The sequence below is a fragment of the Paraburkholderia sp. SARCC-3016 genome, from assembly GCF_031119615.1.
Taxonomy (GTDB): domain Bacteria; phylum Pseudomonadota; class Gammaproteobacteria; order Burkholderiales; family Burkholderiaceae; genus Paraburkholderia.
This window is the reverse complement of record NZ_JAVHZD010000002.1, coordinates 354,436-376,783: the sequence shown is the minus strand read 5'-3', so window position 1 is coordinate 376,783 and position 22,348 is coordinate 354,436. Positions and strand designations below refer to the sequence as shown.

Sequence of the window (22,348 nt, the reverse complement as noted above, 5' to 3'; positions counted from 1 at the left end):
GTAGCCATGTCGTTCTGTGAGCCAAGGAGTTGGTAGAATGTTTTGTCTTCCTAAGACCGCTTGGCCTCCGACGTGGTATGGGTCAATGCGACGAACCTGTTCGACGCGGCGGTCGGCTTCGGCGGTTATCGCGAATCGGGCTATGGACGCGAAGGCGGGCGCGAGGGCATTCACGAATACCTGAAGCCGAACGCTTGGCTTAATCTGCCGCAGCGGCGTGCGGTGCAGCGTGTCGCAAGCGAAGCGTTGACCGCCGATGCAGAGGTCGCATGGCAGTCGGACGATCCGTTCAACGTCGATCGCACCGCGAAGCTTTTTGTCGGCGGCAAGCAGGTCCGGCCGGACAGCGGGTATTCGCTGCCCGTGTTTGCAGCGGACGGCTCGCTCGCGGGTGAAGTCGGCGCGGGCAACCGCAAGGACATCCGCAATGCGGTGGCAGCCGCGCGCGGTGCGCAGAAGTGGTCGGCTACGACCGCGCACAATCGCGCGCAGGTGCTGTACTTCCTTGCCGAAAATCTCGCGGTGCGCTCGCATGAGTTCGTCGCGCAACTGGTTGCGCGCACGGGTGCGAGCGAGGCGGCCGCGCGCAATGAAGTCGAAGCGTCGGTCAATCGCCTCTTTACGTACGCGGCGTGGGCCGACAAATACGACGGCGCCGTGCATGCGCCGCCGCTGCGCGGCGTCGCGCTCGCAATGCACGAACCGCTCGGCGTGATCGGCATTGCGTGCCCGGATGAGGCGCCGCTGCTCGCGTTCGTGTCGCTGGTCGCGCCGGCGCTGGCGATGGGCAATCGCGTTGTCGCCTTGCCGAGCGAGACGTGTCCGCTCGCCGCAACCGATTTTTATCAGGTCGTGGAAACATCGGATGTGCCCGCGGGCGTGCTGAATATCGTTACCGGCGAGCGTGCGGGTTTGCTCGACGCGCTTGCGAAACACGACGACGTCGACGCGCTCTGGTGCTTCGGCGATGCGGGCGAATCGACGCGCGTCGAGCGCGCGTCAACCGGCAACCTGAAGCGAACGTTCGTCGATTACGGGCACCGCTTCGACTGGTTCGACCGCTCGACGGAAGGGCAGGCGCTGTTGCGCCAGGCTGTGCAGGTGAAGAACATCTGGATCCCGTACGGCGATTGATGCGCGTGGGCGCCTGAAGGGCGGCCCACGCGGCACGCCAACCGAAACGGAGGAGACAACGTGCTGAAGAATGTAGATCCGCTGCTCAATGCCGACGTGCTGTATGCGCTGCGTGCGATGGGGCATGGCGATGAGCTCGTCATTTGCGATGCGAATTTCCCCGCCGACTCCGTTGCGCGCGCAACGGTGCTCGGCAAGCTGCTGCGTATCGACGGCGCCGACGCGCCGCGCGCGGTTCGCGCGGTGCTGTCGGTGCTGCCGCTCGACACCTTCGTCGACGATCCGGCGCTGCGCATGGAAGTGGTCGGCGAGCCGAACACGATTCCGGCCGTGCAGCGCGAAGCGCAAGCGGAAGTGAACGCGGCCGAAGGCCGCGATCTGGCGTTCCGGTCGATCGAACGGTTCGCGTTTTACGAGCGCGCCCGCAGCGCTTATTGCGTGATCGCGACCGGCGAACAGCGCGGGTATGGCTGCTTTGTATTCAAGAAGGGCGTGCAGCTTGCGCCGGACGCCGCGCAGCAAGCTGCCTCGGGGGACCAGTCGAAGGATCAGGGCAAATGACCGCGCAGTCGCAAGTGCAAGGCCGTGTGGTGATCCTCGGCATCTACGTGACCGATCTGACGTTTCGCGCGGAGCGCATGCCGCTGATCGGCGAAACGATCGCTGGCTCCGCTTTCGCGATGGGACCCGGCGGCAAGGGCTCGAATCAGGCCGTTGCGGCCGCGCGCGCGGGCGCCGACGTGGTGTTCTGCACGCGCCTCGGTAACGACGCCTTCGGCCAGATCGCCGAGGCAACCTGGCAAGCCGAAGGCATCACGTCGCGCGCAACGGTGGTTGAAGGTGCATCGACGGGCGCTGCGCATATTTTCGTCGACGACACGACGGGAATGAACGCGATCATCGTCGCATCGGGCGCCGCGGGCACGATGAGCGCCGCCGATGTCGACGCGATCGAAGCCGACATCGCCAGCGCGCGCGTGTTCGTGACGCAACTCGAGCAGCCGATTCCCGCCGCGAAACGCGGCCTCGAAGTCGCGCGCAAGCACGGCGTGACGACGGTGTTCAATCCCGCGCCCGCGTTCCCGCTCGACGACGACATCTTCCCGCTGTGCGACTACATCACGCCGAACGAAACCGAGACGGCGGCATTGACCGGCATGCCGGTCAATGACGTCGACGAGGCGCGCCGCGCAGCCGACGTGTTGCTGAAAAAGGGCGTCGGCACCGTGATCGTCACGCTTGGCGAAGTCGGCGCGTTGCTGCATTCCGCGCAGCAATCGGTATTCGTGGCCGCATATCGCTGCGGACGTGTCGTCGAAACGGCGGGCGCCGGCGACGGCTTCACCGGCGGTTTCGCGGCGGCGCTTGCGCGCGGCGAAGATCCGGTTGCGGCGATGCGCTTCGGCTGCGCGCTCGCAGGTATTTCGGTCACGCGTCCCGGTACCGCGCCGTCGATGCCGACGCGCCGGGAAATCGATGAAGTGCTCGGCCGCGCGGCCGAGGCGGCACGCTAAACGCGGGCAAACAGGTCAGTCGTAAGGAAAGCGCGAATGAACGGATCTCTTCTCGCAAAATGGTTTCATGACCGGCAACTGAATTTTCTGCTCGCCGTGAATCTGGTGGTCGTGCTCGTGGCGATCGGGCTCTCGCATGGCGACTTCGTCGGCATCGACAATCTGCAGTCGATGGGCGCGCAGCTTCCCGAGATCGCGCTGCTCGCGCTCGGCATCATGCTGTCGATGCTATCGGGCAACGGCGGCATCGATCTTTCCGGCGTGGGGCTCGCGAATCTGTCGGGCATGATCGCGGCGCTGATCGTGCCGAAGTTCGTGAGCGGCGACAATTCGCCGGCGTTGTTTACGGCGCTGTTCTGCGTGATCGTGCTGGTTTCGGGGCTGCTCGGCGGCTTGCTGAACGGCATCATCATCGCGCGCCTCAAGCTCACGCCGATTCTCTGTACGCTCGGCACGCAACTGCTGTTTACGGGCATCGCCGTCGCGCTCAGCAACGGCGCGTCGGTGCACGTCGATTACGTCGAACCGCTCTCCGATATCGGCAACGGCACATTTTTCCAGGTGCCGATCCAGTTCATCATTTTCATGGCGGCCGTCGTGCTGCTCGGCTGGTTGCTCAAACGCACGCCGTTCGGACTGCGTCTCTATCTGATGGGCACGAACCAGCGCGCCGCGTTCTATGCGGGTATTCCGCGCGACCGGATGCTGATCATCACGTACACGATGTGCGGCGTGCTCGCGTCGCTGGCCGGGCTCGTCAGCGTGACGCACACGCTGAGCGCGAAATGGGACTACGGTAATTCGTATCTGCTGATCGCAATCCTGATTGCGGTGATGGGCGGTGTGAATCCGGCCGGAGGCTACGGACGCATCATCTGCGTTTTCTTTGCCGCGACCGTGTTGCAGTTTCTATCGAGCCTTTTTAATCTGCTCGGCGTTTCGCAGTTTTTCGGCGATTGCGCGTGGGGCTTTTTGCTGCTGCTGTCGCTTGCATTCGCGGGCGGCGTGCGCGTGCGCGCAATTTTCGGTCTCGAAGCGAAGCCGCCGCAAACCGGCGGCAAGCGCGAGGCGCGCGGCTAGCGCATAGCAGGGAAATCGGGCGGGCGACGTGCCTCGGGCGTCCGTCTTCGTCAATCGTGGGGCATCAACGAATAAGTCAGGAGACAACTAATATGAAATCCGTACGATTCAGCGTTGCCCTCACAGCATGCGCGCTTGCGGCCGGCATCGCGGCCACCGCGTACGCGGCAACCAATCAAACGATTGTCACGGTGGTCAAGGTGACGGGCATCAGCTGGTTCAACCGGATGGACGAAGGCGTCAAGGAGTTCGGTAAGGAAAACCCCGGCGTGACGGTCTACCAGACGGGGCCGGGGCGTGCCGACGCGGCGCAGCAGTTGAAGATCATCGAAGACCTGATCGCGAAGAAAGTGAACGCGATCGCGGTCGTTCCGTATGATCCGCCGACGCTGGAACCCGCGCTGAAGAAAGCGATGGATCGCGGCATCAAGGTCGTCACGCACGAAGCCGACAATGAGAAGAACACGAATGTCGACGTCGAAGCGTTCGACAACAGCGAGTACGGCGCCGCGCTCAACGAGCGGCTCGCATCGTGCATGCACAACGAAGGCAAATGGGCGACGCTGGTCGGCTCGCTCGGCAGCCGTTCGCAGGTGCAGTGGGCCAACGGCGGCATCGACAACGCGGCGAAGAAGTATCCGAAGATGCAGCTTGTCGAGAAGAACCTCGAGACGAATAACGACGGCGAGCGCGCCTATGAAGTGGCCAAGGAAGTGCTGCGCAAGCATCCGGACCTGAAGGGCTTCCAGGGTTCGTCGTCGCTCGACGTGATCGGTATTGGGCGTGCGGTCGAAGAGTCGGGCTTGCAGGGCAAGATTTGCGTCTATGGCACGGGCCTGCCGACCGAAGCGGGCAAGTTCCTCGAAAGCGGCGCGATCAACGGCATCGCCTTCTGGGATCCGAAGCTCGCGGGCCTCGCGATGAACAAGATTGCGAAGATGCTGCTCGACGGCAAGACGGTCGAGAACGGCGCGAACCTCGGCCTGCCGGGCTACGAGAAGGTGACGGTGTCGAAAGGGCCGGGTAAGGGCATTATCGTTCGCGGTCAGGGCTGGGTCAGCGTCGACAAATCGAATTACAAGCAGTACTCGTTCTAGGCAGGATGGGGCGGTATGTCGAAGCAGTTCGGTTGCCGCCTTCGAAGCCTGACCTGACCCCTGCTTTTGACCTTTGTTTTGACGTTTGCTTTGACCTTTGTGTTACCGCGCATCCGCGCCACGTCATGCAGTACGAAAGCGTGCAGTGTGTTGCGTCCCGGCGTGGATGCGCGTTTGAAGACTACGGCTTCGCATCATGAACTCACCCGTTTCATCGATACCGTTTCTCGAAGTGGTCGGCGTGCACAAGCGCTTTACCGGCGTGCATGCGCTGCGCGGCGTGAGCCTGTCGTTCCAGCGCGGGCAGATCTATCACCTGCTCGGCGAAAACGGCTGCGGCAAGAGCACGCTGATCAAGATCATCTCGGGCGCACAGCCGCCCGACGAAGGCGAACTCGTGATCGAGGGCGTGCATCATGCGCGCCTGTCGGCGCTCGAGTCGCTCGCGGCCGGCATCGAGACCGTGTATCAGGATCTGTCGCTGTTGCCGAACATGAGCGTTGCGGAGAACGTTGCGCTCACAACGGAGCTGGCCGAGCACAACGGGCGCCTCGCGCGCACGTTCGATCGCAAGGCGCTCGCGGAAACGGCCAGGCGTGCGTTGCATGCCGTGGGCCTGCCCGGCGACCCGGAATTCCAGGCGACGCTGATCGAGCAGTTGCCGCTGGCGACGCGCCAGCTCGTCGCGATCGCGCGTGCGATTGCGAGCGAGGCGAAGTTCGTGATCATGGACGAACCGACCACGTCGCTCACGCAAAAGGAAGTCGATAACCTGATCGCCGTGCTTGCCAATCTGCGCGCGCAAGGCGTGACCGTGCTGTTTGTGAGCCACAAGCTCGACGAATGCTATGCGATCGGCGGCGAAGTGATCGTGCTGCGCGACGGGCAGAAGATGGCGCAAGGCCCGATCGAGCAATTCACCAAGGCGCAAATCAGCGAACTGATGACGGGCCGGCAACTGTCGAACGAGCGTTACCGCGAAGGCGGGGCGGGCGTCGGCGGCGAGGTGGTGCTCGACGTCAGGCATCTGACGCGCGCGGGGCAGTTCAGCGACGTGTCGTTCACCTTGCATCGCGGCGAAATTCTCGGCGTGACCGGACTGCTCGATTCGGGCCGCAACGAACTGGCGCGGGCACTGGCCGGCGTCGCGCCGGCCGAGAGCGGCGAACTCGCGCTCGACGGCACCGCGATTACCGTGCGCACGCCTTCCGACGCGAAAGAGCACCGCATCGGCTATGTGCCCGAAGATCGTCTCAACGAAGGCCTCTTTCTCGACAAGCCGATTCGCGACAACGTGATTACCGCGATGATCTCGGGCTTGCGCGATCGCTTTGGCCAGATGGACCGCGCCCGCGCTCAGGCGCTCGCGGTCGAAACCGTGAAAGAACTGCAGATCGCCACACCCGATGTCGACAAGCCCGTGCAATCGCTGTCGGGCGGCAACCAGCAGCGCGTGCTGATCGGCCGCTGGCTCGCCATCGACCCGCGCGTGCTGATCCTGCATGGGCCGACTGTCGGCGTCGACGTCGGTTCGAAGGACATCATCTATCGCATCATGCAGCGGCTTTCGCAGCGGGGCATCGGCATTATCCTGATCAGCGACGACTTGCCCGAACTGCTGCAGAACTGCGACCGTATTCTGATGATGAAGAAAGGTCGCGTCGCGAACGAGTATCGCGCGGACCGGCTGGACGAAGCGGACCTGTATCACGCGTTGCTGTCGGAAGCGGCTTGAGTACTCGACAGCAGCGGATAGCGTGTACAGCACAGTGCTTCGAAGTTTTAGAGCTTAAAGGAAGTCAACGATGTCATCGAGCGTGAACCGGACCATGGCCACTCCCAACGTCGTCAAAATCGCACCCGAGGTCAAGCCGCCCAGCTGGCGCACGCGTCTTGCGCGTCAGCCGGAATGGTTTACGTTTGCCCTGATCGTCGTGGCGTGCGTGATCGTCGGCGCGATCAACCCGCGCTTTTTCCAGTTCGCGACGCTGTTCGACCTGCTGCATTCGGCGACGACGGTGTCGCTGTTTGCGCTCGGCACGCTCGTCGTGCTCGCGTCGGGCGGCATCGACGTGTCGTTCACCGCGATCGCCGCGCTGACCATGTACGCGATCACTAAAGCCGTTTTCGCGTGGTGGCCCGACGCGCCGTTCGCGTTGATCCTGCTGACGGGCGCAATCGGCGGCGTCTTGCTAGGGCTCATTAACGGCGTGCTGGTGTATCGCCTCAAGGCGCCGTCGCTGATCGTGACGATCGGCACGCAATATCTGTATCGCGGGATTCTGCTGACCTTCGTCGGCACCGTGTTCTTTATGAACATCCCGCACAGCATGGACCACTTCGGGCGCATTCCGCTGTTCTTCTATCACACGGCCGACGGTTTGCGCGCAGTGTTGCCGGCTTCGGTGCTCGCGCTCGTGATTGCAGCAGTCGTGACGTGGTGGCTGCTCAATCGCACGATGATGGGGCGCGGCGTCTATGCGATGGGCGGCAGTCTTGCGATTGCCGAGCGGCTCGGCTATAACCTGCGCGCGATTCACCTGTTCGTGTTCGGCTATACGGGCATGCTGGCCGGCATCGCGGGCATTCTGCATGTGTCGAACAACCGGCTGGCCAATCCGTTCGATCTCGTGGGCTCGGAACTCGATGTGATCGCCGCGGTGATTCTGGGCGGCGCACGCATCACAGGCGGCACCGGTACGGTGGTCGGCACGCTGCTTGGCGTCGTACTCGTGACGCTGATCAATAACGTGCTGATCCTGGTCGGCGTGCCGAGCACCTGGCAGAAGGTGATTATCGGCGCGTTCATTCTGATCGCGGGCACACTGTTCGCGCTGCAGCGCAAAAAGCAGTAAAGCGCCGCGTGCCGCGCAAAGGCGCCGGCGCTTATCTGCGCCGGCGTGCTTCCTGTCCCTTTTCGGTGATGATCGAATCGAAGTCGTCGATCTGCGAAAAGCGCACCGCCTTCACCACCCCGAACTTGCTGCTGTCCACCACGAGGTGGCTTTCGACTGCGCTCGCCATTGCGGCCTGCTTGAGCGCGACTTCGTGAAAATTCCAGCACGTGACGCCGCGTGCGGCATCGACACCACCCGCCGAAATAAACGCCTTGTTGATGCCCATGCGGCGCAATACCTCGATGCTTTCTTCGCCGGAAAACGAATCCGACGACGGCACATAGACTCCGCCTAGCAGAATCATCCGTACATTCGGCTTGCGCCGCAGAATTTCCGCGACGTTCAGCGAGTAACAAACGACTGTCACATTCATTTCCGCCGGAATCAGGCGGGCGAGCGTAGTGAGCGTCGTGCCGCAGTCGATGAAGATCGTTTCGTTGCCGGCAATCAGGCGCGACGCGATCGACGATGCTTCCGCCTTCGCCTGCGCGAAGTGATCCTTTTCTTCTTCGAGCGAGTAGCCGACGTTATTGGGCACGTCGTTCGCGCTGACGATATAGCCGCCGAGATAAGTGAATTTTCGTGGACTCGCGGCGATATCGCGTCGCACCGTCATTTCCGAAACGCCGAGTAGTGACGCCGCGTCCCGCAGACGCATGACGTTTTGCCTTGCTAACGCATCGGCAAGCACATGCAGACGTTCAGTTTTGAGCATGGAAATCCTTGGGCGACGCGCGAGGACACGTCCGGATACGGCGTTAGATTTCGTTCGGGTTATGAGAGGATTATAACAACGCGTGTCACGACTTGTGGGTTAAAAGCTTGCTTTAAGACGTTTTTTTACCCGGCTCGCGTACTTTTTTGCAGCGATCCATACGTCCTGCATACGCAGGATCGATCGACGCAGTGGCGCCCGGCGGCAATCGGGGAACTGACGCTTTTTCGCAAGGTCTTTTGCATATTCGAAAGGGAGGGGACGATCCATGTCGCGTGCCGTTGAGTCCGGCGTGATTTTTATTGCACGTATTGCGCTTGCGGTGATGTTCCTTTGGGGCGCGGCGATGAAAGCGCTCGGTTACGCAAGTTTTGTCGGTTACCTGCAGGCGCGGGGCGTGCCCTTCGTGGCGTTCGCGGCGCCGCTTGTCGTCGCCATCGAACTGCTCGGCGGGGTTTGTCTCGTCGTCGGGCTGCGGATTCGCGCGGTCGGTTTGATTCTTGCGATCTACACGGTGGCGACCGCGATTCTCGGGCATGATTTCTGGAACGTCACGGACGCCGCCCTGCAGCGCGACATGGTGGTGCATTTCTGGAAGAACATTGCGATTGCCGGCGGCTTCCTGTTGTTGACCGTGACAGGCGCGGGGCGTATCAGCATCGACGGCGCGCGGGCGCCACGTAGCGGGCTGAGCCTGTAGTCCTGTAGCAGGGTTGCGCCAGGCGCCTCCTGGCGATGTCATTGAACTGTATCGGTTAACCTCAGATTGAGCTGACAAGGAGCACGCGATGATTCAAGCTTTCGACCATTTGATCGGTGGCCAGGTCATGCAGTTTTGCGCGAGCCTCGGCGAAGGGCCGACACCGCATCGCGTCATTATCAGTCAGGCCGATTCGGCCAAAACGCTCGTCATTCTCGACGCGTCCGGTTTGATCAGCACGATCAAGGCCGAGATCGAAGAGCCCGAAGACCTCGTCGCGAATGCGATTCGCAAGGCACAAAGCGAAGGGCTCATCGAAAAGGCGCTCGAATCCGGGCAAATACAGGAAGTGAGCTTGTAAAACCTTATCCGCGTGCGTGCGGATAGGGTTCCACACAGCGCGCAAATACGGCGGCAATCAGCAGAACTACCGTCGAAATGGCGGTCGCCGCGTGCAGGCCGATCACGACGTGGGCGGCTTGCGCGCCGCTCGCGAGCGCGCCGAACGCCGCAACGCCGACCGCGCCGCCGGCCTGGCGCGCCGTATTGAGCACTGCCGAAGCCGTGCCGGCGCGCCCTGCGTCGGCTGATGCGAGTACGGCGGTCGTCATTGCGGGAACGGCGAGGCCCATGCCGGATGGAATCAGCAGGAACGGCACGAGAAGCGCCCAAAGCGGTGTCTGTGCGCCGGCCCGATGCAGAAGCCCATAGCCGAGCGCGGCAATCAGAGCGCCTGCCAGCATCGGCACGCGCGCGCCGAATTTGCCGACCACCGAGCCGCTCACGAGATTCGAAATCAGAAACCCGCCGGTGAGCGGCAGGAACGCGAGCCCAGCCTGCAACGGCGTATCGCCGCGTACACGCTGCAGGAAAAGGCTCAACACGAACACGACGCCGTAATAGGTCAGATTCACGCAGATGCCGAACAGCACCGCGGCGCTGAACGTGCGCCGTGCGAAGAGCGACAGCGGTAGCATCGGCGAGGCGATGCGCCGTTCGGTCGCGACGAATGCACACCCGGCCGCGAGCGCAATGCCGAAACCGCCTGCAACGAGTGGATGTGCGAGCCCGAGCGGTCGCCATTCGATCACGGCGCCTGTGAATGCGGTCAACGCCACGATCGCGAACAGCTGACCGAGCGGATCGATTCCGCGTGCCGGCGCAGGTGGCGTGGCGGACGTCGTCATCTCCGCTATCGCCGCCGTCGTCGTTACTGACGCGCCCTTCGGCAGCCATGCGAAAGTCGCCGCGAGGCCCGCCGCGCACAACGGCAGATTCACGAGAAAGATGCTGCGCCAGCCGAATGCGTCGATCAGCACGCCGCCGATCACCGGACCCGCCGCGATCGAAATCGAGCCCGTGGCGGTCCACAGACCGACCGCACGCGCGCGCAGTTTCGGATCATGTGCGCACGACTGATTGAGCAGAGCGAGCGAAGTGGGCAGCATCGCCGCCGCCCCGACGCCCTGGCATGCACGCGCGGCGACGAGCCATGCGCCGTTCGCGGCGAGCCCGCACAGCAGCGATGCGAATGCAAACAGCGCAATGCCCGCCGCAAATATCCTGCGGGCTCCGAAGCGATCGCCAAGCGCACCGGCCGACAGCATCAGCACCGCGAATGCGAGCGTGTACGCGTCGACGATCCATTGCAGTGCCGTGACGTTTGCGCCAAGGTCGACGCCGATGCGCGCGAGCGCGACGTTGACGATCGTCACGTCGAGTTGGGTGACGACGAAGCCGACGCTGACTGTCGCAACGATCCGCGCAAGCGCAGGTGTCAAACGCGATGACGATGTCGATGGCGATGGCGACGGCCGGGACGAGGAGGAAGCGGATAGGGTTTTCATGAAACCCATGGTATGTCGACACGCTGTCGCGACGTTTCCGGCTCGGGCGAAATATCGGTGCGACGTCGCAAATTCAGACTGATCTTATGGGCACAGGCATTTGGCGCCCAGAGAATCGCCACCGAGGCAACAGTCGAGAATTTTTACAATGCGTATAGCAATCCTTCAACGCGATCCGGTGCGCAGCAAGCATCTGGAGCGCATCCTTGTGCAGGCCGGCCATAGCTGCATGGTCTATGACGATGGTCTGACGATGTCCAAAGCGCTCGCGCGATCCACCGCGGACCTGCTCGTGCTCGATTGGCATGGCGTGCGAATGTCCGGTATCGACGTCCTGAAGTCGATGCGCGCGGTGAACGGCGATCGCGTGCCGGTCATCTTCGCATCGAGCGATCAATCCGAAGAGAGCGTCGTGCGTGCGTTGATCGCGGGCGCCGACGACTATGTGACGTTTCCGGTGCGTACCGCGGAATTTCGCGAACGCGTGACGGCGTTGCTGCGGCGTACCTATCCGGAGCGATTCGGCGTGTCGAATTTCGACGTCGGGCCGTACCACTTCGATACGCGCCGTCAGATTGTCACGCTGCACGGCACGCCGGTGCAGCTTTCGGGCACGCAGTTTCGTCTTGCCGCGCTGTTCTTTTCCAATGTGGGCCGTGTGCTGTCGCGCGACCATATCTTCGCGATGGTGTGGGGACGCGAGTTCCGCGAGGTCACGCGCACGATCGATAGCCACGTGTCGCGTTTGCGTCTGTTGCTGCAAATCGAAGAGCACAACGATTACCGTCTGCAGCCCGTGTACAAGAGCGGCTACCGGCTGCTCTGCGTGCGCGAGGAAAACGCAGCAGCCGAAGCGACCGCGGCCGCCGCGGCCTGATTGCCGAAAAAGCAAAGCGCGCGGCAGGCGCCGCGCGCTGCATCGATCAGCCCGATTATTCCGCCGCCGGGATCAGCTCTTTCCGCCAATCGTGTCCATTGGCACGAAGCTGCCTTTTTCCACTTTGTAGATTGTCACCGGCGCATCTTTGAGATCGCCTTTCGCATCGTACGCGACGTCGTTCGACGTCACGCCCTTGATGTTCACCTTGTCGAGCCACGACGTGTACACCTTCGGGTCGGTGGAGTTCGCGTCTTTCATTGCGCTCAGGAGCGCGATCGTGCCGTCGTAAGAGTATGGCGAGTACGTCACCGGATCTTCGTGGAAGCGCGCCTTGTAGCGCGATTCGAAGCCGGCGAATCCCGGCATCTTCTCTTTCGGCAACCCGCCCATATAAACGATCGAACCTTCCGCCGCGCTGCCTCCGACCTTCAGGAACGTCGGCGACTTCGACATCTCGCCGGTGATGAACGCCGACTTGATGCCGAGTTGGCGCATCTTGCGGATCATCGGCGACGACTGCGCGTCGCCGCCGCCGTAGAAGATCGCATCCGGTTCGAGGCCTTTCATATTGGTCAGGATCGCAGAGAAATCGAGCGCCTTGTCGTTCGTGTAGTCGCGCTTGACGACCGTGCCGCCGGCCGCCGTTACGGCGGCGGCGAACTCGTCGGCGATGCCCTGCCCGTACGCGGTGCGGTCGTCGATGATCGCAATGCGCTTGAATTTGAGCGTGTTCACCACATACTTGCCCATGATGCTGCCCGCTTGCGAATCGCTCGTGAGCAGCCGGTAGGTGGTTTTATAGCCGCGTGCGGTGTACACCGGCGACGTCGCCATCGACACCTGCGGCAAGCCTGCGCGGTTGTACAGGTCCGAAGCCGGAATGCTCGTGCCCGAGTTGAAGTGGCCGACAATGCCGTGCACGCCGTCGTCGATGAGCCGCTGCGCGACCGTCGTGCCGGTCCGCGGATCGGCCTGGTCGTCTTCGGAGGTCAGGGAGAACGTAACCGGCTTGCCGCCGATCACCGGATGTGTCGCGTTGAAATCGTCGATGGCGAGTTGCGCGCCTTTTTGCATGTCGGTGCCGTAGTTCGATTGCTGGCCGGTCAACGGCGCGGCAAAACCGATCTTCACGACCTCGGCGTCCGCTGCCTGCGCGCCCGTTGCCCACGCGAGCGCGGATGCGATCACGATATGCGATACCTTGAGCTTCACTGTGACTCCCCGTGTTTGAATGAACGCAGGCGCGGCATGGAGCACTCGCGTCCCGCGCGTCGTAGACCAACTTCGATGACAAGCGTGGTGTTGCAAAACCGGGTACGCGCAGCGCGCATGCACGCGCAGCACACCGCGGTCCGGTACGCGTGTGGTTACAGCTTCGGCAGTGCCGGGCGAGTTTCGATCGAGCGGCGGATCAACGCTTCGACGGCCTTGCGCTCGTCGCCGGCGAGCGGCAGACGCGGCGGCCGCACCGGCTCGGTACCGAGGCCGACGATCGCTTCGGCAAGCTTGATGTTCTGCACGAGCTTTGCCGATACATCGAGCGCAAGCAACGGCGCGAACCAGCGGTAGATGGCGCGTGCTTCTTCGAAGCGGCCTGCCTTGAACAGCCTGTAGATCGCGACCGTCTCCTTCGGAAACGCGCAGACGAGCCCCGCGACCCAGCCGTGCGCGCCCATCATCATCGCTTCGAGCGCGAGGTTATCGACGCCGCACAGAATCGCGTAACGGTCGCCGACCGCATTGATCAGATCGGTCACGCGGCGCACGTCGCCGCACGATTCCTTGATCGCGACAATTTTCTGTTCGTCAGCGACTTCCGCGAACATCTCCGGCGTCATGTCGACGCCGTAGGCGAGCGGATTGTTGTAGATCATCAGCGGCAAACTGCTTGCGTTCGCAACCATGCGGAAATGATTAATCGTTTCGCGACGGTCGGACAGGTAACGCAGGCCCGGCAGCACCATATAGCCGGCTGCGCCGTGCTTTGCGCCCGCTTCGGCCTGACGGCATGCGTCGAGCGTGCTGTTTTCGGCGATCGTCAGCAGAACCGGTACGCGGCCTTGCGATGCATCGACGGCGATGTCGAGCACCTGCAGCTTCTCGTCGAGAGAAAGCGTCGACGCCTCGCCGAGCGAACCGCATACGATGATGCCGTCGACGCCCGCGTCGATCTGTGCTTCGATGTTTTTCTTCGTCCACCCGCGGTCTATGCTGAAATCCGCGTTGAATTTGGTGGTGACGGCGGGCATTACGCCTTCCCAGATATGCGCCACGACAGCTCTCCTGATGTTGATGAATCGATCGCAGTGTAAGCACATCAAAATCGGTCGTCTTGCGTGATTCGCGCGTGCTGCGTGACGATTTCAGCATAGTGGCGAGCGCGGAAAATAGGCATCCTGAACCTTTGTCGAAAGGGCGATGGAGCAATTGCGGCTGTCACCAGGCGCGTGACGATATGCTTTGGCGGCAAAGTCACGATGCGGATCGAAGCAGCGACACGCGAAGTGCGCGGCGCACGCGCAATGGGCGACTACAGGAGTGTCTTCGCCGCATTCGCCACAATGGCGCGGCGCAACAGGAGCTATGCTGAAATCGTCATAAACGGCGCGCAGCCAGGTCAAGACTCGCGCGCGCCGCGTTTCTAACATGTCGGCCATGAAAACCCTGAACGTCATTGATTCGCACACCGGCGGCGAGCCCACGCGGCTCGTCGTGTCCGGCGGCCCCGACCTCGGCGGCGGCACGCTTGCCGGGCGCCTTCACGTTTTCCGCACGCGTTTCGACGACTGGCGAGCCGGCATCGTGACCGAACCGCGCGGTTCGGACGTCGTCGTCGGTGCGCTGCTGTGCGAGCCGCACGATCCGGAATGCGCGGCCGGCGTGATCTTTTTCAACAACGTCGGCTACCTCGGCATGTGCGGCCACGGCACGATAGGACTTGTCGTGTCGCTCGCGCATATGGGCCGCATCGGCCCGGGGCGGCACAGGATCGAGACGCCGGTCGGCATCGTCGAGGCGACGCTCAATGACGATTTGAGCGTATCGGTGCGTAATGTGCCGTCGTATCGCTACCGTCGCGATGTAAGCGTCGACGTGCCGGGCTACGGCGTGTTCGCAGGCGATATCGCGTGGGGCGGCAACTGGTTTTTCCTCGTTGCCGATCACGGGCGCACGCTCGTGCCCGCGAACATCGGCGAACTGACCACGTTCACGTCGGCCATGCGCGATGCGCTGAGCGCATCCGGCATCACGGGCGCGGCAGACGGTTATATCGACCACATCGAACTGTTTAGCCCTGGTTTACATGCCGGCATCGATAGCCGCAGTTTCGTGCTGTGTCCCGGCAATGCCTACGATCGCTCGCCGTGCGGCACGGGCACGAGTGCGAAGGTCGCGTGTCTCGCCGCCGATGGCAAGCTCGCGCCGGGCGCGGTGTGGCGTCAGGAAAGCATCATCGGCAGCGTGTTCGAAGCGAGCTACGCACAGACTGAACCGGTCGACGGCGTGGCGGCGATCGTGCCGACCATCACCGGCCACGCGCACGTCATGGCGGAGAGCCGCCTGTGCTTCGACGAGCGCGATCCGTTTGCATGGGGCATTCCGACGCGATGACGTCAGCCACGGCAGGTTCCGCAGCATTCCTCGCAGTGGTACGAACCGTTGCGCGTGCAACCAGCGCACGCGATCGGCGCAGCCACGGATACGCGAGGCGATAGATGAAAGCGGATGCGCTGATCGTCGGCGCGGGCATCGTTGGCGCGGCGTGCGCGGCGGAACTGGCTGCGCGCGGCTTGCGCGTCGTCGTCTTCGACGCGCACGGGATCGGCGGCGGTGCGACCGCGGCGGGCATGGGGCACATTGTCGTGATGCACGACTCGCCGGCCGAATTCGCACTGAGCCGTTACTCGCGCGATCTGTGGCTCGAATTGGCCCCGCAACTGCGCGAACGCGATGCGTTCTCGCGTTGCGGGACGCTCTGGGTCGCAGAGGATGACGAAGAATGGCGAGCGGCGCGAGCCATGCACGACGCGTTTGCCGCGCAGGGCGTGTCGTCGCAGATGCTCGATGCGTCCGCATTGCGCGAGTGCGAGCCAGCGCTCGTGCATGGCATGGCAGGCGGCCTGCTGATCGAGCAGGACAGCATCGTCTATGCGCCGTCGGTCGCGCAATGGCTGTTGAAAATGTCCCCAGCCGCCGCGCGCATCGACGTGCGGCCCGGAACACGAGTCGTTGCAGTCGACGCGCATTCGGTGAGGCTTGCGAATGGGGGGGGCATCGAGGCCTCTCATGTGATCGTGGCGAACGGCATCGGTGCGACGGAACTCGTGCGATCGTTGCCTCTGCAACCAAAAAAAGGTCATCTGCTGATCACCGACCGTTACCCCGGACTGATCCGGCATGAACTGCTCGAACTCGGCTATATCAGGAGCGCACATCATGCGACGGGCACATCGGTTGCATTCAACGCGCAGCCGCGGCCAACAGGGCAATTGCTGATCGGCTCGTCGAGGCAGCTCGATACGACGGACCCCGCGGTCGAAATGCCGGTCCTTGCGCAGATGCTGCAGCGTGCAGCGCGTTATTTGCCTCAATTGCCTGATCTGAATGCGATTCGCGCGTGGACCGGCTTTCGAGCGGCGACACCCGACGGCTTGCCGCTGATCGGGCGGTACGGCGTATCGGCGGCCGGCGAGACCATCGCCGGCGATTCGAACGCGGGCGTCTGGCTGGCGGTCGGCCATGAAGGACTCGGCGTCACTACATCGCTTGCCACTGCACAATTGCTTGCCGCGCAAATCACCGGCGGTGCGGCCACGATCGCTACCGATCCTTACCTGCCGGCGCGCTTCATGCACGGGGTTAGCCATGCGTGACGCAAACCAGGCTGACGCGCGCGTGCGTGTAACCGTCGACGGGCATGTTCTCGAGATGCCGGCGGGCGCTACCGTAGCGGCTGCGCTTGCGACACATGCTGGCATCGCGGGTACACGAACCTCGGTAACCGGCATGCCGCGCACGGCGCTGTGCGGCATGGGCGTGTGCCAGGAATGCCGCGTAACGATCGATGGTTGCGCGCATAGGCTCGCGTGCCAGACGCTATGCCGCGACGGGCAGACGATCGAAACCGCTGGCTCAAGCCGGGACGCGGGGACGACATGAACCGCCGGCACTACGACGTCGTTATCGTCGGTGCGGGCCCCGCAGGCCTGAGCGCCGCACGCGCCGCTGCGCAGAAGCAGGCGCACGCGCGCATCGCCGTACTTGACGATAACCCGCGTACCGGCGGCCAGGTCTGGCGCCACGGCCCCGCGTATCCACCGGCGCCGGCATTGAACGAACGTCTCGACGCGTTGCTGCGTGCCGGAAACGTCGACGTTTTCTCTTCAGCGCGCGTCGTCGCGCCGCTCGACGATCGCAGTCTGCTCGTCGAATCGGCGCAGCATGGCTTGCTTGAACTCGGCTGTGAGCGGCTGATTCTTGCGACCGGTGCGCGCGAGCGGTTGCTGCCGTTCAAAGGGTGGACGTTGCCCGGCGTGACCGGCGCGGGAGGATTGCAGGCGCTGATCAAAGGCGGCGTACCCGTGCGCGGCGAGCGGATCGTGATAGCCGGCAGCGGGCCGCTGCTGATTGCGTCGCTCGCCACCGCGCGGCAAGCGGGCGCCAATGTGCTTGCAGTGATTGAGCAGGCGCCGTGGACGGCGGTTGCGCGCTTCGGCGTCGGACTTTTCGCGACGCCGTCGAAACTGTGGCAGGCAGCGCGGCTTACGCACGGTTTTGCGGGGCTGCGCTATTTGACCGGAAGCGTGGTGCGCGAAGCGATCGGCGATGGCCGCGTCGAGCAGGTCCGAATTCGCCAGGGCCGCGATGGCCATCTCGTGCTCGACTGTGCGCGCATCGCGTGCGGCTATGGGCTGGTGCCGAACGTCACGGTCGGCGAGTCGCTTGGTTGCGCAGTCCATCGCGATCCGGCGGCGGGCAGTGCGCTTATCGTCGACGACGCGCAGCGCACGTCGCTCGCGCATGTGTTTGCCGCAGGCGAGTGCACCGGCGTCGGCGGCATGGAACTCGCGAGCGTCGAAGGAGAAATCGCAGGGCTGCAAGCCGTCGACGCACAGCGCGAAGCTGCGCGGCTCCAGACGCAGCGCGATCGGTGGCGGCGCTTCGCACGGCGCGTCGAGACGGCGTTTGCGCCTCGCGAAGCGGCGCGCGCGCTGCCATCGGACGACACGTTGTTTTGCCGATGCGAAGATGTGACCTGCGCGCAGGTGCGCGAGCATACGAACTGGCGCGATGCAAAGCTGCAAACTCGCTGCGGGATGGGACCTTGCCAGGGGCGCATCTGCGGATGCGCGGCCGAACTCTATTTCGGCTGGAACACCGCTCAGGTGCGGCCGCCGTTTAGTCCCGCGCGGATTGGCACGTTGCTCGAAGCCGTGCGCGACACGACGCCGGACGCGAAGTAAAGAGCAAGGACGTCGCGCGTACTCGGGGCGTCCCGAATTTTGTACTGCGCCGCACGGCCCTATAATCGTTCGCACGATCGCAGGAAGTGCGTTTGGGCGCCCGCAGGAAGTCTCTGTGAGATGCCCTCAGTGAACCTCCTGCCCGGCCTACGCACCGCACCGCTCAGCGAACCTGGAATCCGCAAACAATGACCACGCTGGCTCGTCCGCTGGAAGCGCCCGAAGGAAGTCCCTATGGGGTGACCTCAGGAAGTTCCTATGGAATGGCTGAGGGAGGCCCCCGTGGGACGCCTGACCAACGTGCAGGGTCGCCGCCGCTCGCCGCAATGCTCGCGCACTTCACCATGCTCGCGCCGGTTTTCGACGCCATGCCGGACACCGTGTTCTTCGTGAAGGATGCCGAAGCGCGCTACGCGCTCGTCAACCGCACGCTGGCATCGCGCTGCGGATATAAGGAGAAGGAGGCGCTGCTCGGCAAGACCGCCGAACAGGTATTCCCGAGCCGCTTCGGCCGCATCTATACCGCGCAGGACCAGGCGGTGATTCATGTGGGCAACCAGATGCTCGATCAGCTCGAATTGCATCTGTATCCGGGCCGCCAGCCCGGCTGGTGTCTGACCTGCAAGCAGCCGCTGCGCGATGCAGCGGGGCGCATCGTCGGCCTCGCGGGCACGTCGCGCGATCTGAAGGCCGACGAGAGCAGCCACCCCGCGTACAGCCGTCTTGCGATCGTCGTCCAGTACATCCAGCAAAATTTTGTGCAGCCGTTGAACCTGAAGCAGCTTGCGTCGATGGCGGATATGTCGGTCGCGCAACTCGAACGCTATTTTCACAAGGTGTTCCATCTAACGCCGCGCCAGGTGCTGCTGAAAACGCGCCTCGATGCGGCGACCGCGCTGCTCGTCTCGCACGACAAGGTAACCGACGTCGCCGCGCTGTGCGGCTATACCGATCACAGTGCATTTACGCGGCAATTCAAGGCGACCGTCGGCGTCACGCCGACCGAATACCGATTACTGCTGCTCGGCAGCGGACGCCCGCGCGCGGCCGCATGACAGTCCACGTGGCAGGCCGCGCAGCAAACAGTGCGCATCGCGAACGGAAATGAAAAAGCGGGGCGCTTTGCTGCGCTACAACGTGTACGTCGTCGCACTCGACGACGCCGTATGGAACGAAGCACGCTTCAGGCGCGCGAATCCCGACTATCGCTTCGCCAAGCCATGCGTGTATGTGGGGATGACCGGACTCGACCCGGACCTGCGCTTCGACAGGCACAAGGCGGACATTCAGGCGAATCGCTATGTGCGCGATTACGGTTTGCGGCTCATGCCGGAACTGTATGACTTTTACAACCCGATGCCGTACGACGGAGCGCGCGACATGGAAGTGGAACTTGCGATCGGGTTACGCGAGGCAGGCTATGCGGTGTGGCAAGCCTGATGACAGGGACGTTATCGGACGCCGAGGCCCAGACCGCGCAGAATAGCGTTGCCTTCATCGGTCAGACGAATGCGCGGTGCACCGGCATCGGACGATGCAATGCTTTCAACGAGGCCTGCTTCCTGGAGCATCGGAATTTCGGGTTTCGCATGCGCATCGACAGGCGCGTGCAGCAGCAATAGCAGCGTGGCGAGCTCGTGGTGGCTCAGCAGCCGCCGCAACATCGTAGGCCGCTTTGCGGCTACCGGCGTGGACGAAACCGACAGGGTCTTCTGAGTGTCACGCTCGTTGTTATCTTCATTGTTGTGCATCGGGCACCTCATACGGATCACGGTTCGATTCGAGTGCATCGCATCTTGATGAGCCAAACTTAAACGACACTTAAGACAAGGATGCGACAGCCCGTCACACGCTCCCCCGTACGTTCGCATTCGCGATGCGATGTTCGCATGTCGACTCGATTGCTGTTTGCTTACGCTTACGTCGCGTGGACGTTACGGCGCGCACGTCTTGCTGGCCGCCTCGATCCACATGTTCGACAGGTGACGCTTGCCGGCGTAATAGCGGTAGGTGGTGCCGCCGTTGTCGGTGCGGACCTTGACGATATTCGATTCGCCGAAATCGAGCATCGTGCCTTGAGGAATCGGAGACGTGGTGACCTTCGTATCGTGTTTTTTCGCTTCCTGTTCGAGGCATTGAACGACGTCGGCAACCGGGCGATTCGTGATCTGGTCGTTTTCCGGATCGCCCGCGTCGGGATTGCGCTGAAACTGCGCGCACGCGCCAAGCGCGACAGGAACGAGCAGGGTGGCGGTGTATAACGATGCTTTGAACGAATTCCTCATGACGCTCCTTGATATCAAAACGGCGAATCGTATTCACGCAACAGCAGATTATAACGACGCAAGGGACGTGCCCAGCCGGCGGGCCGTTCGGCGGTTCGATCGGCGGACCGTGACGCGGGTGACGCGAAAGCCGGCAAGTACGCGATTTGCCGCTCCGCCGGTCGCATTTTTTGCTTCGGATCGCTTAGCGTGATGACGTGCGCCGCTTTGCGTCGAGTCGCGTAGCCGACCGGGCGGGAAACTTCGCAGAAAGCGCATCGCGTGTTTGCATGGCGGAGTAAGTCAACTGCGCGGCTGCAAGACCGAATGCGCCGAACGTGTGCGTTAGCCCGAACTCCGCAAACGCGTCGGGCACAGCCCTTTCACCGCTGATCGCCGATGCGAGCAGCTCGCCGCAAACGGTAGTCGGCGCCATTCCATGACCGCCGAAGCCGACCGCGTACCAGATGCCATCCGCGCTTTGGCCGATCTGCGGCATCTTGTGCCGCGCATAGCTCATGAGGCCGCCCCATGCGTAGTCGACGTGTACATCATGCAATTGCGGGTAGACCTTCAGCAGATCATTGCGTAACAGCCGCGCAATTGCCTGCGGCGTGCGTTCGACGATCGAAATCCGGCCACCCCACAAAATACGGGTATCGGGCAGCGGCCGATAGTAGTCGAATGCGAAGCGCGTGTCATAGACGGCCGACGCGCAGTCGATCGCGTCTCTCAGTCGCTCGCCGAGCGGTTCGGTCGCGATCACGTAGGTGGCGATCGGAAGGACCGCACGTTCGACGCGCCGATAGACGTTGCGCGCATAGCCGCCGCCCGCCATCACGACATGCTCCGCGTCGACCGCGCCGTGCGCGGTCTCGACGACAAACCCATTGCGTTGTGCGCGAAGCGCAAGCACGGGCGAGTGCTCGTAAATGCGTACGCCGGTATCGCTTGCAGCGGCAGCGATGCCGGCGACATATTTCAAAGGATGAAAGTGAAACGCATGACGCTCGAAAAGACCGCCGTGATAACGCGAGGTTTTGAGCTTTGCCGAGAGATCGCGCCGGTCGAGCGGTTCCCAGTCGACGCCGAACGATTCCTTCATCAAGCGCCGTTGCGTATCGAGCCGCGCCGGCTCGTCGAACCAGTTCGCGAGAATCACGCCCGCATCGATGGCATCGCAGTCGATACGATAACGACGAATGCGCTCGCGCATCAGGTCGACTGCATCGGTGGTCAGCGCATACAGCTCGCGAGCGCGTGACGGCCCAAGAATTCGCAGCAGCTCCGCACAGTCGAGGCTATAGCCGCCGAACACGAAACCGCCGTTGCGCCCCGATGCGCCGAACCCGACCTGCTCCGCTTCGAGCACGACGACGTCGCGCACACCACGCTCGGCGAGCCCGAGCGCAGTCGACAGGCCGGCCAGGCCGCCGCCGGCGATGCATACGCGAGCGCTTTGCCGGCCGGTCAGACGCGGGCGTTCAGGCCGGCTTACGGTCGCTTCGTAAAAGCTTTGCATAAGCGGTTCCGCTTGAAATGGGCGGCTATGGTACTGAAATTTCCGCGCCGCTCCTATCGGGCTTTCCATAGGGGAAGTGCGCGGCTGCTACGGACTGCCACGCACGCGCCAAGCCGGAAAAGCCCGTGCCGCGCGGAATTCCGGCTGGCGCCGGCGCCGCGAGTGTTGCGTGGCGTACTCATTGCAGGCATCTGTTTGCGCGATGGTCATTCGCAAACCTCGGTTACGCGCTAG

General features: G+C 63.1%; 22 protein-coding genes and 1 pseudogene. 16 read left to right on the top strand and 7 right to left on the bottom strand.

Going from position 1 to position 22,348, the window contains the following annotated elements:
* Positions 1–57 precede the first annotated feature (57 nt).
* From QYH69_RS04060 to QYH69_RS04030, 7 genes and pseudogenes are all read left to right on the top strand, one after another.
* Positions 58–1,134: pseudogene (locus tag QYH69_RS04060) on the top strand (aldehyde dehydrogenase family protein); the annotation flags it as partial.
* A gap of 60 nt (positions 1,135–1,194) precedes the next feature.
* Positions 1,195–1,695, top strand: coding sequence for an RbsD/FucU family protein (locus QYH69_RS04055; protein ID WP_308830617.1), 501 nt, complete (start codon positions 1,195–1,197; stop codon positions 1,693–1,695).
* Positions 1,692–2,648 (top strand): ribokinase, encoded by a 957-nt coding sequence (rbsK, locus tag QYH69_RS04050; RefSeq protein WP_308830616.1) that lies wholly within the window; start codon positions 1,692–1,694, stop codon positions 2,646–2,648. The genes QYH69_RS04055 and rbsK overlap by 4 nt, the downstream gene beginning before the upstream one ends.
* A gap of 36 nt (positions 2,649–2,684) precedes the next feature.
* Positions 2,685–3,728: an ABC transporter permease gene (locus QYH69_RS04045; protein ID WP_075161017.1), complete on the top strand. Its 1,044-nt coding sequence runs from the start codon at positions 2,685–2,687 to the stop codon at positions 3,726–3,728.
* 92 nt (positions 3,729–3,820) lie between these two features.
* Positions 3,821–4,825: an autoinducer 2 ABC transporter substrate-binding protein gene (locus tag QYH69_RS04040; RefSeq protein ID WP_308830615.1), complete on the top strand. Its 1,005-nt coding sequence runs from the start codon at positions 3,821–3,823 to the stop codon at positions 4,823–4,825.
* A gap of 196 nt (positions 4,826–5,021) precedes the next feature.
* Positions 5,022–6,560 carry a sugar ABC transporter ATP-binding protein gene (locus tag QYH69_RS04035; RefSeq protein WP_308830614.1) on the top strand — a complete coding sequence of 513 codons (1,539 nt, stop codon included), beginning with the start codon at positions 5,022–5,024 and terminating at the stop codon, positions 6,558–6,560.
* 70 nt (positions 6,561–6,630) lie between these two features.
* Positions 6,631–7,680, top strand: a complete 1,050-nt coding sequence (locus QYH69_RS04030) for an ABC transporter permease (protein WP_308830613.1) — start codon at positions 6,631–6,633, stop codon at positions 7,678–7,680.
* Between the two features lie 31 nt (positions 7,681–7,711).
* Here QYH69_RS04030 and QYH69_RS04025 read toward each other — a convergent pair whose 3' ends face one another.
* Entirely contained in the window at positions 7,712–8,437 is a 726-nt protein-coding gene (locus tag QYH69_RS04025) for a DeoR/GlpR family DNA-binding transcription regulator (RefSeq protein WP_308830612.1), read from the bottom strand.
* Positions 8,438–8,705: 268 nt separating this feature from the next.
* Here QYH69_RS04025 and QYH69_RS04020 point away from each other — a divergent pair, with 268 nt between their 5' ends.
* Together QYH69_RS04020 and QYH69_RS04015 are read left to right on the top strand one after the other, a co-directional pair.
* Positions 8,706–9,137: a DoxX family protein gene (locus QYH69_RS04020; protein WP_308830611.1), complete on the top strand. Its 432-nt coding sequence runs from the start codon at positions 8,706–8,708 to the stop codon at positions 9,135–9,137.
* A gap of 88 nt (positions 9,138–9,225) precedes the next feature.
* Complete coding sequence (locus tag QYH69_RS04015) at positions 9,226–9,498, top strand: hypothetical protein (RefSeq protein WP_308830610.1); 273 nt, start codon at positions 9,226–9,228, stop codon at positions 9,496–9,498.
* Between the two features lie 4 nt (positions 9,499–9,502).
* On the opposite strand, the gene QYH69_RS04010 is transcribed toward QYH69_RS04015, so the two are convergent.
* Entirely contained in the window at positions 9,503–10,984 is a 1,482-nt protein-coding gene (locus tag QYH69_RS04010) for an MFS transporter (protein ID WP_308830609.1), read from the bottom strand.
* Positions 10,985–11,132: 148 nt separating this feature from the next.
* On the opposite strand from QYH69_RS04010, the gene QYH69_RS04005 reads away from it, so the two are divergent.
* Complete coding sequence (locus tag QYH69_RS04005; protein ID WP_308830608.1) at positions 11,133–11,861, top strand: response regulator transcription factor; 729 nt, start codon at positions 11,133–11,135, stop codon at positions 11,859–11,861.
* A 72-nt stretch (positions 11,862–11,933) separates the two neighbouring features.
* On the opposite strand, the gene QYH69_RS04000 is transcribed toward QYH69_RS04005, so the two are convergent.
* Together QYH69_RS04000 and QYH69_RS03995 are read right to left on the bottom strand one after the other, a co-directional pair.
* A complete protein-coding gene (locus tag QYH69_RS04000; protein WP_308830607.1) occupies positions 11,934–13,076 on the bottom strand; it encodes a branched-chain amino acid ABC transporter substrate-binding protein in 1,143 nt (380 codons plus the stop codon).
* A gap of 155 nt (positions 13,077–13,231) precedes the next feature.
* Positions 13,232–14,137 (bottom strand): dihydrodipicolinate synthase family protein, encoded by a 906-nt coding sequence (locus QYH69_RS03995; RefSeq protein ID WP_075161008.1) that lies wholly within the window; start codon positions 14,135–14,137, stop codon positions 13,232–13,234.
* A 373-nt stretch (positions 14,138–14,510) separates the two neighbouring features.
* On the opposite strand from QYH69_RS03995, the gene QYH69_RS03990 reads away from it, so the two are divergent.
* The 6 genes from QYH69_RS03990 (at position 14,511) to QYH69_RS03965 (ending at position 19,768) form a co-directional block, all read left to right on the top strand.
* Positions 14,511–15,476, top strand: coding sequence for a 4-hydroxyproline epimerase (locus tag QYH69_RS03990; RefSeq protein WP_308830606.1), 966 nt, complete (start codon positions 14,511–14,513; stop codon positions 15,474–15,476).
* A 104-nt stretch (positions 15,477–15,580) separates the two neighbouring features.
* Entirely contained in the window at positions 15,581–16,738 is a 1,158-nt protein-coding gene (locus QYH69_RS03985; RefSeq protein ID WP_308830605.1) for an FAD-binding oxidoreductase, read from the top strand.
* Positions 16,731–17,024, top strand: a complete 294-nt coding sequence (locus tag QYH69_RS03980; protein WP_308830604.1) for a 2Fe-2S iron-sulfur cluster-binding protein — start codon at positions 16,731–16,733, stop codon at positions 17,022–17,024. Before QYH69_RS03985 ends, QYH69_RS03980 begins: the two co-directional genes overlap by 8 nt.
* Positions 17,021–18,328, top strand: coding sequence for an FAD-dependent oxidoreductase (locus QYH69_RS03975; protein ID WP_308830603.1), 1,308 nt, complete (start codon positions 17,021–17,023; stop codon positions 18,326–18,328). The genes QYH69_RS03980 and QYH69_RS03975 overlap by 4 nt, the downstream gene beginning before the upstream one ends.
* A 263-nt stretch (positions 18,329–18,591) precedes the next feature.
* Positions 18,592–19,383 carry an AraC family transcriptional regulator gene (locus QYH69_RS03970; protein ID WP_308830602.1) on the top strand — a complete coding sequence of 264 codons (792 nt, stop codon included), beginning with the start codon at positions 18,592–18,594 and terminating at the stop codon, positions 19,381–19,383.
* Positions 19,384–19,432: 49 nt separating this feature from the next.
* On the top strand, positions 19,433–19,768 hold the full coding sequence (locus tag QYH69_RS03965; RefSeq protein ID WP_308830601.1) for a hypothetical protein: 336 nt from the start codon (positions 19,433–19,435) through the stop codon (positions 19,766–19,768).
* An 11-nt stretch (positions 19,769–19,779) separates the two neighbouring features.
* Here the strand turns inward: QYH69_RS03965 and QYH69_RS03960 are convergent, their stop codons facing one another.
* The 3 genes from QYH69_RS03960 to QYH69_RS03950 form a co-directional block, all read right to left on the bottom strand.
* Positions 19,780–19,992 (bottom strand): hypothetical protein, encoded by a 213-nt coding sequence (locus QYH69_RS03960; protein WP_083615489.1) that lies wholly within the window; start codon positions 19,990–19,992, stop codon positions 19,780–19,782.
* Positions 19,993–20,262: 270 nt separating this feature from the next.
* The gene (locus QYH69_RS03955) at positions 20,263–20,613 is read right to left on the bottom strand and encodes a hypothetical protein (protein ID WP_308830600.1); all 351 of its coding nucleotides are present in this window, start codon (positions 20,611–20,613) and stop codon (positions 20,263–20,265) included.
* Between the two features lie 184 nt (positions 20,614–20,797).
* Positions 20,798–22,114, bottom strand: a complete 1,317-nt coding sequence (locus QYH69_RS03950; RefSeq protein ID WP_308830599.1) for an FAD-binding oxidoreductase — start codon at positions 22,112–22,114, stop codon at positions 20,798–20,800.
* Positions 22,115–22,348 lie beyond the last annotated feature (234 nt).

Excerpts from the sequence above, each read along its gene's own strand:
- QYH69_RS03985 (WP_308830605.1), top strand. The coding sequence starts at position 15,581 with ATGAAAGCGGATGCGCTGATCGTCGGCGCGGGCATCGTTGGCGCGGCG.
- QYH69_RS03990 (WP_308830606.1), top strand. The coding sequence starts at position 14,511 with ATGTCGGCCATGAAAACCCTGAACGTCATTGATTCGCACACCGGCGGC.
- QYH69_RS04040 (WP_308830615.1), top strand. The coding sequence starts at position 3,821 with ATGAAATCCGTACGATTCAGCGTTGCCCTCACAGCATGCGCGCTTGCG.
- QYH69_RS04005 (WP_308830608.1), top strand. The coding sequence starts at position 11,133 with ATGCGTATAGCAATCCTTCAACGCGATCCGGTGCGCAGCAAGCATCTG.
- QYH69_RS03965 (WP_308830601.1), top strand. The coding sequence starts at position 19,433 with ATGAAAAAGCGGGGCGCTTTGCTGCGCTACAACGTGTACGTCGTCGCA.
- QYH69_RS03980 (WP_308830604.1), top strand. The coding sequence starts at position 16,731 with ATGCGTGACGCAAACCAGGCTGACGCGCGCGTGCGTGTAACCGTCGAC.
- QYH69_RS04045 (WP_075161017.1), top strand. The coding sequence starts at position 2,685 with ATGAACGGATCTCTTCTCGCAAAATGGTTTCATGACCGGCAACTGAAT.
- QYH69_RS04015 (WP_308830610.1), top strand. The coding sequence starts at position 9,226 with ATGATTCAAGCTTTCGACCATTTGATCGGTGGCCAGGTCATGCAGTTT.
- QYH69_RS03970 (WP_308830602.1), top strand. The coding sequence starts at position 18,592 with ATGGCTGAGGGAGGCCCCCGTGGGACGCCTGACCAACGTGCAGGGTCG.
- QYH69_RS04030 (WP_308830613.1), top strand. The coding sequence starts at position 6,631 with ATGTCATCGAGCGTGAACCGGACCATGGCCACTCCCAACGTCGTCAAA.
- QYH69_RS03975 (WP_308830603.1), top strand. The coding sequence starts at position 17,021 with ATGAACCGCCGGCACTACGACGTCGTTATCGTCGGTGCGGGCCCCGCA.
- QYH69_RS04025 (WP_308830612.1), bottom strand. The coding sequence starts at position 8,437 with ATGCTCAAAACTGAACGTCTGCATGTGCTTGCCGATGCGTTAGCAAGG.
- rbsK (WP_308830616.1), top strand. The coding sequence starts at position 1,692 with ATGACCGCGCAGTCGCAAGTGCAAGGCCGTGTGGTGATCCTCGGCATC.
- QYH69_RS04035 (WP_308830614.1), top strand. The coding sequence starts at position 5,022 with ATGAACTCACCCGTTTCATCGATACCGTTTCTCGAAGTGGTCGGCGTG.
- QYH69_RS03960 (WP_083615489.1), bottom strand. The coding sequence starts at position 19,992 with ATGTTGCGGCGGCTGCTGAGCCACCACGAGCTCGCCACGCTGCTATTG.
- QYH69_RS03950 (WP_308830599.1), bottom strand. The coding sequence starts at position 22,114 with ATGCAAAGCTTTTACGAAGCGACCGTAAGCCGGCCTGAACGCCCGCGT.
- QYH69_RS04020 (WP_308830611.1), top strand. The coding sequence starts at position 8,706 with ATGTCGCGTGCCGTTGAGTCCGGCGTGATTTTTATTGCACGTATTGCG.
- QYH69_RS03955 (WP_308830600.1), bottom strand. The coding sequence starts at position 20,613 with ATGAGGAATTCGTTCAAAGCATCGTTATACACCGCCACCCTGCTCGTT.
- QYH69_RS04010 (WP_308830609.1), bottom strand. The coding sequence starts at position 10,984 with ATGAAAACCCTATCCGCTTCCTCCTCGTCCCGGCCGTCGCCATCGCCA.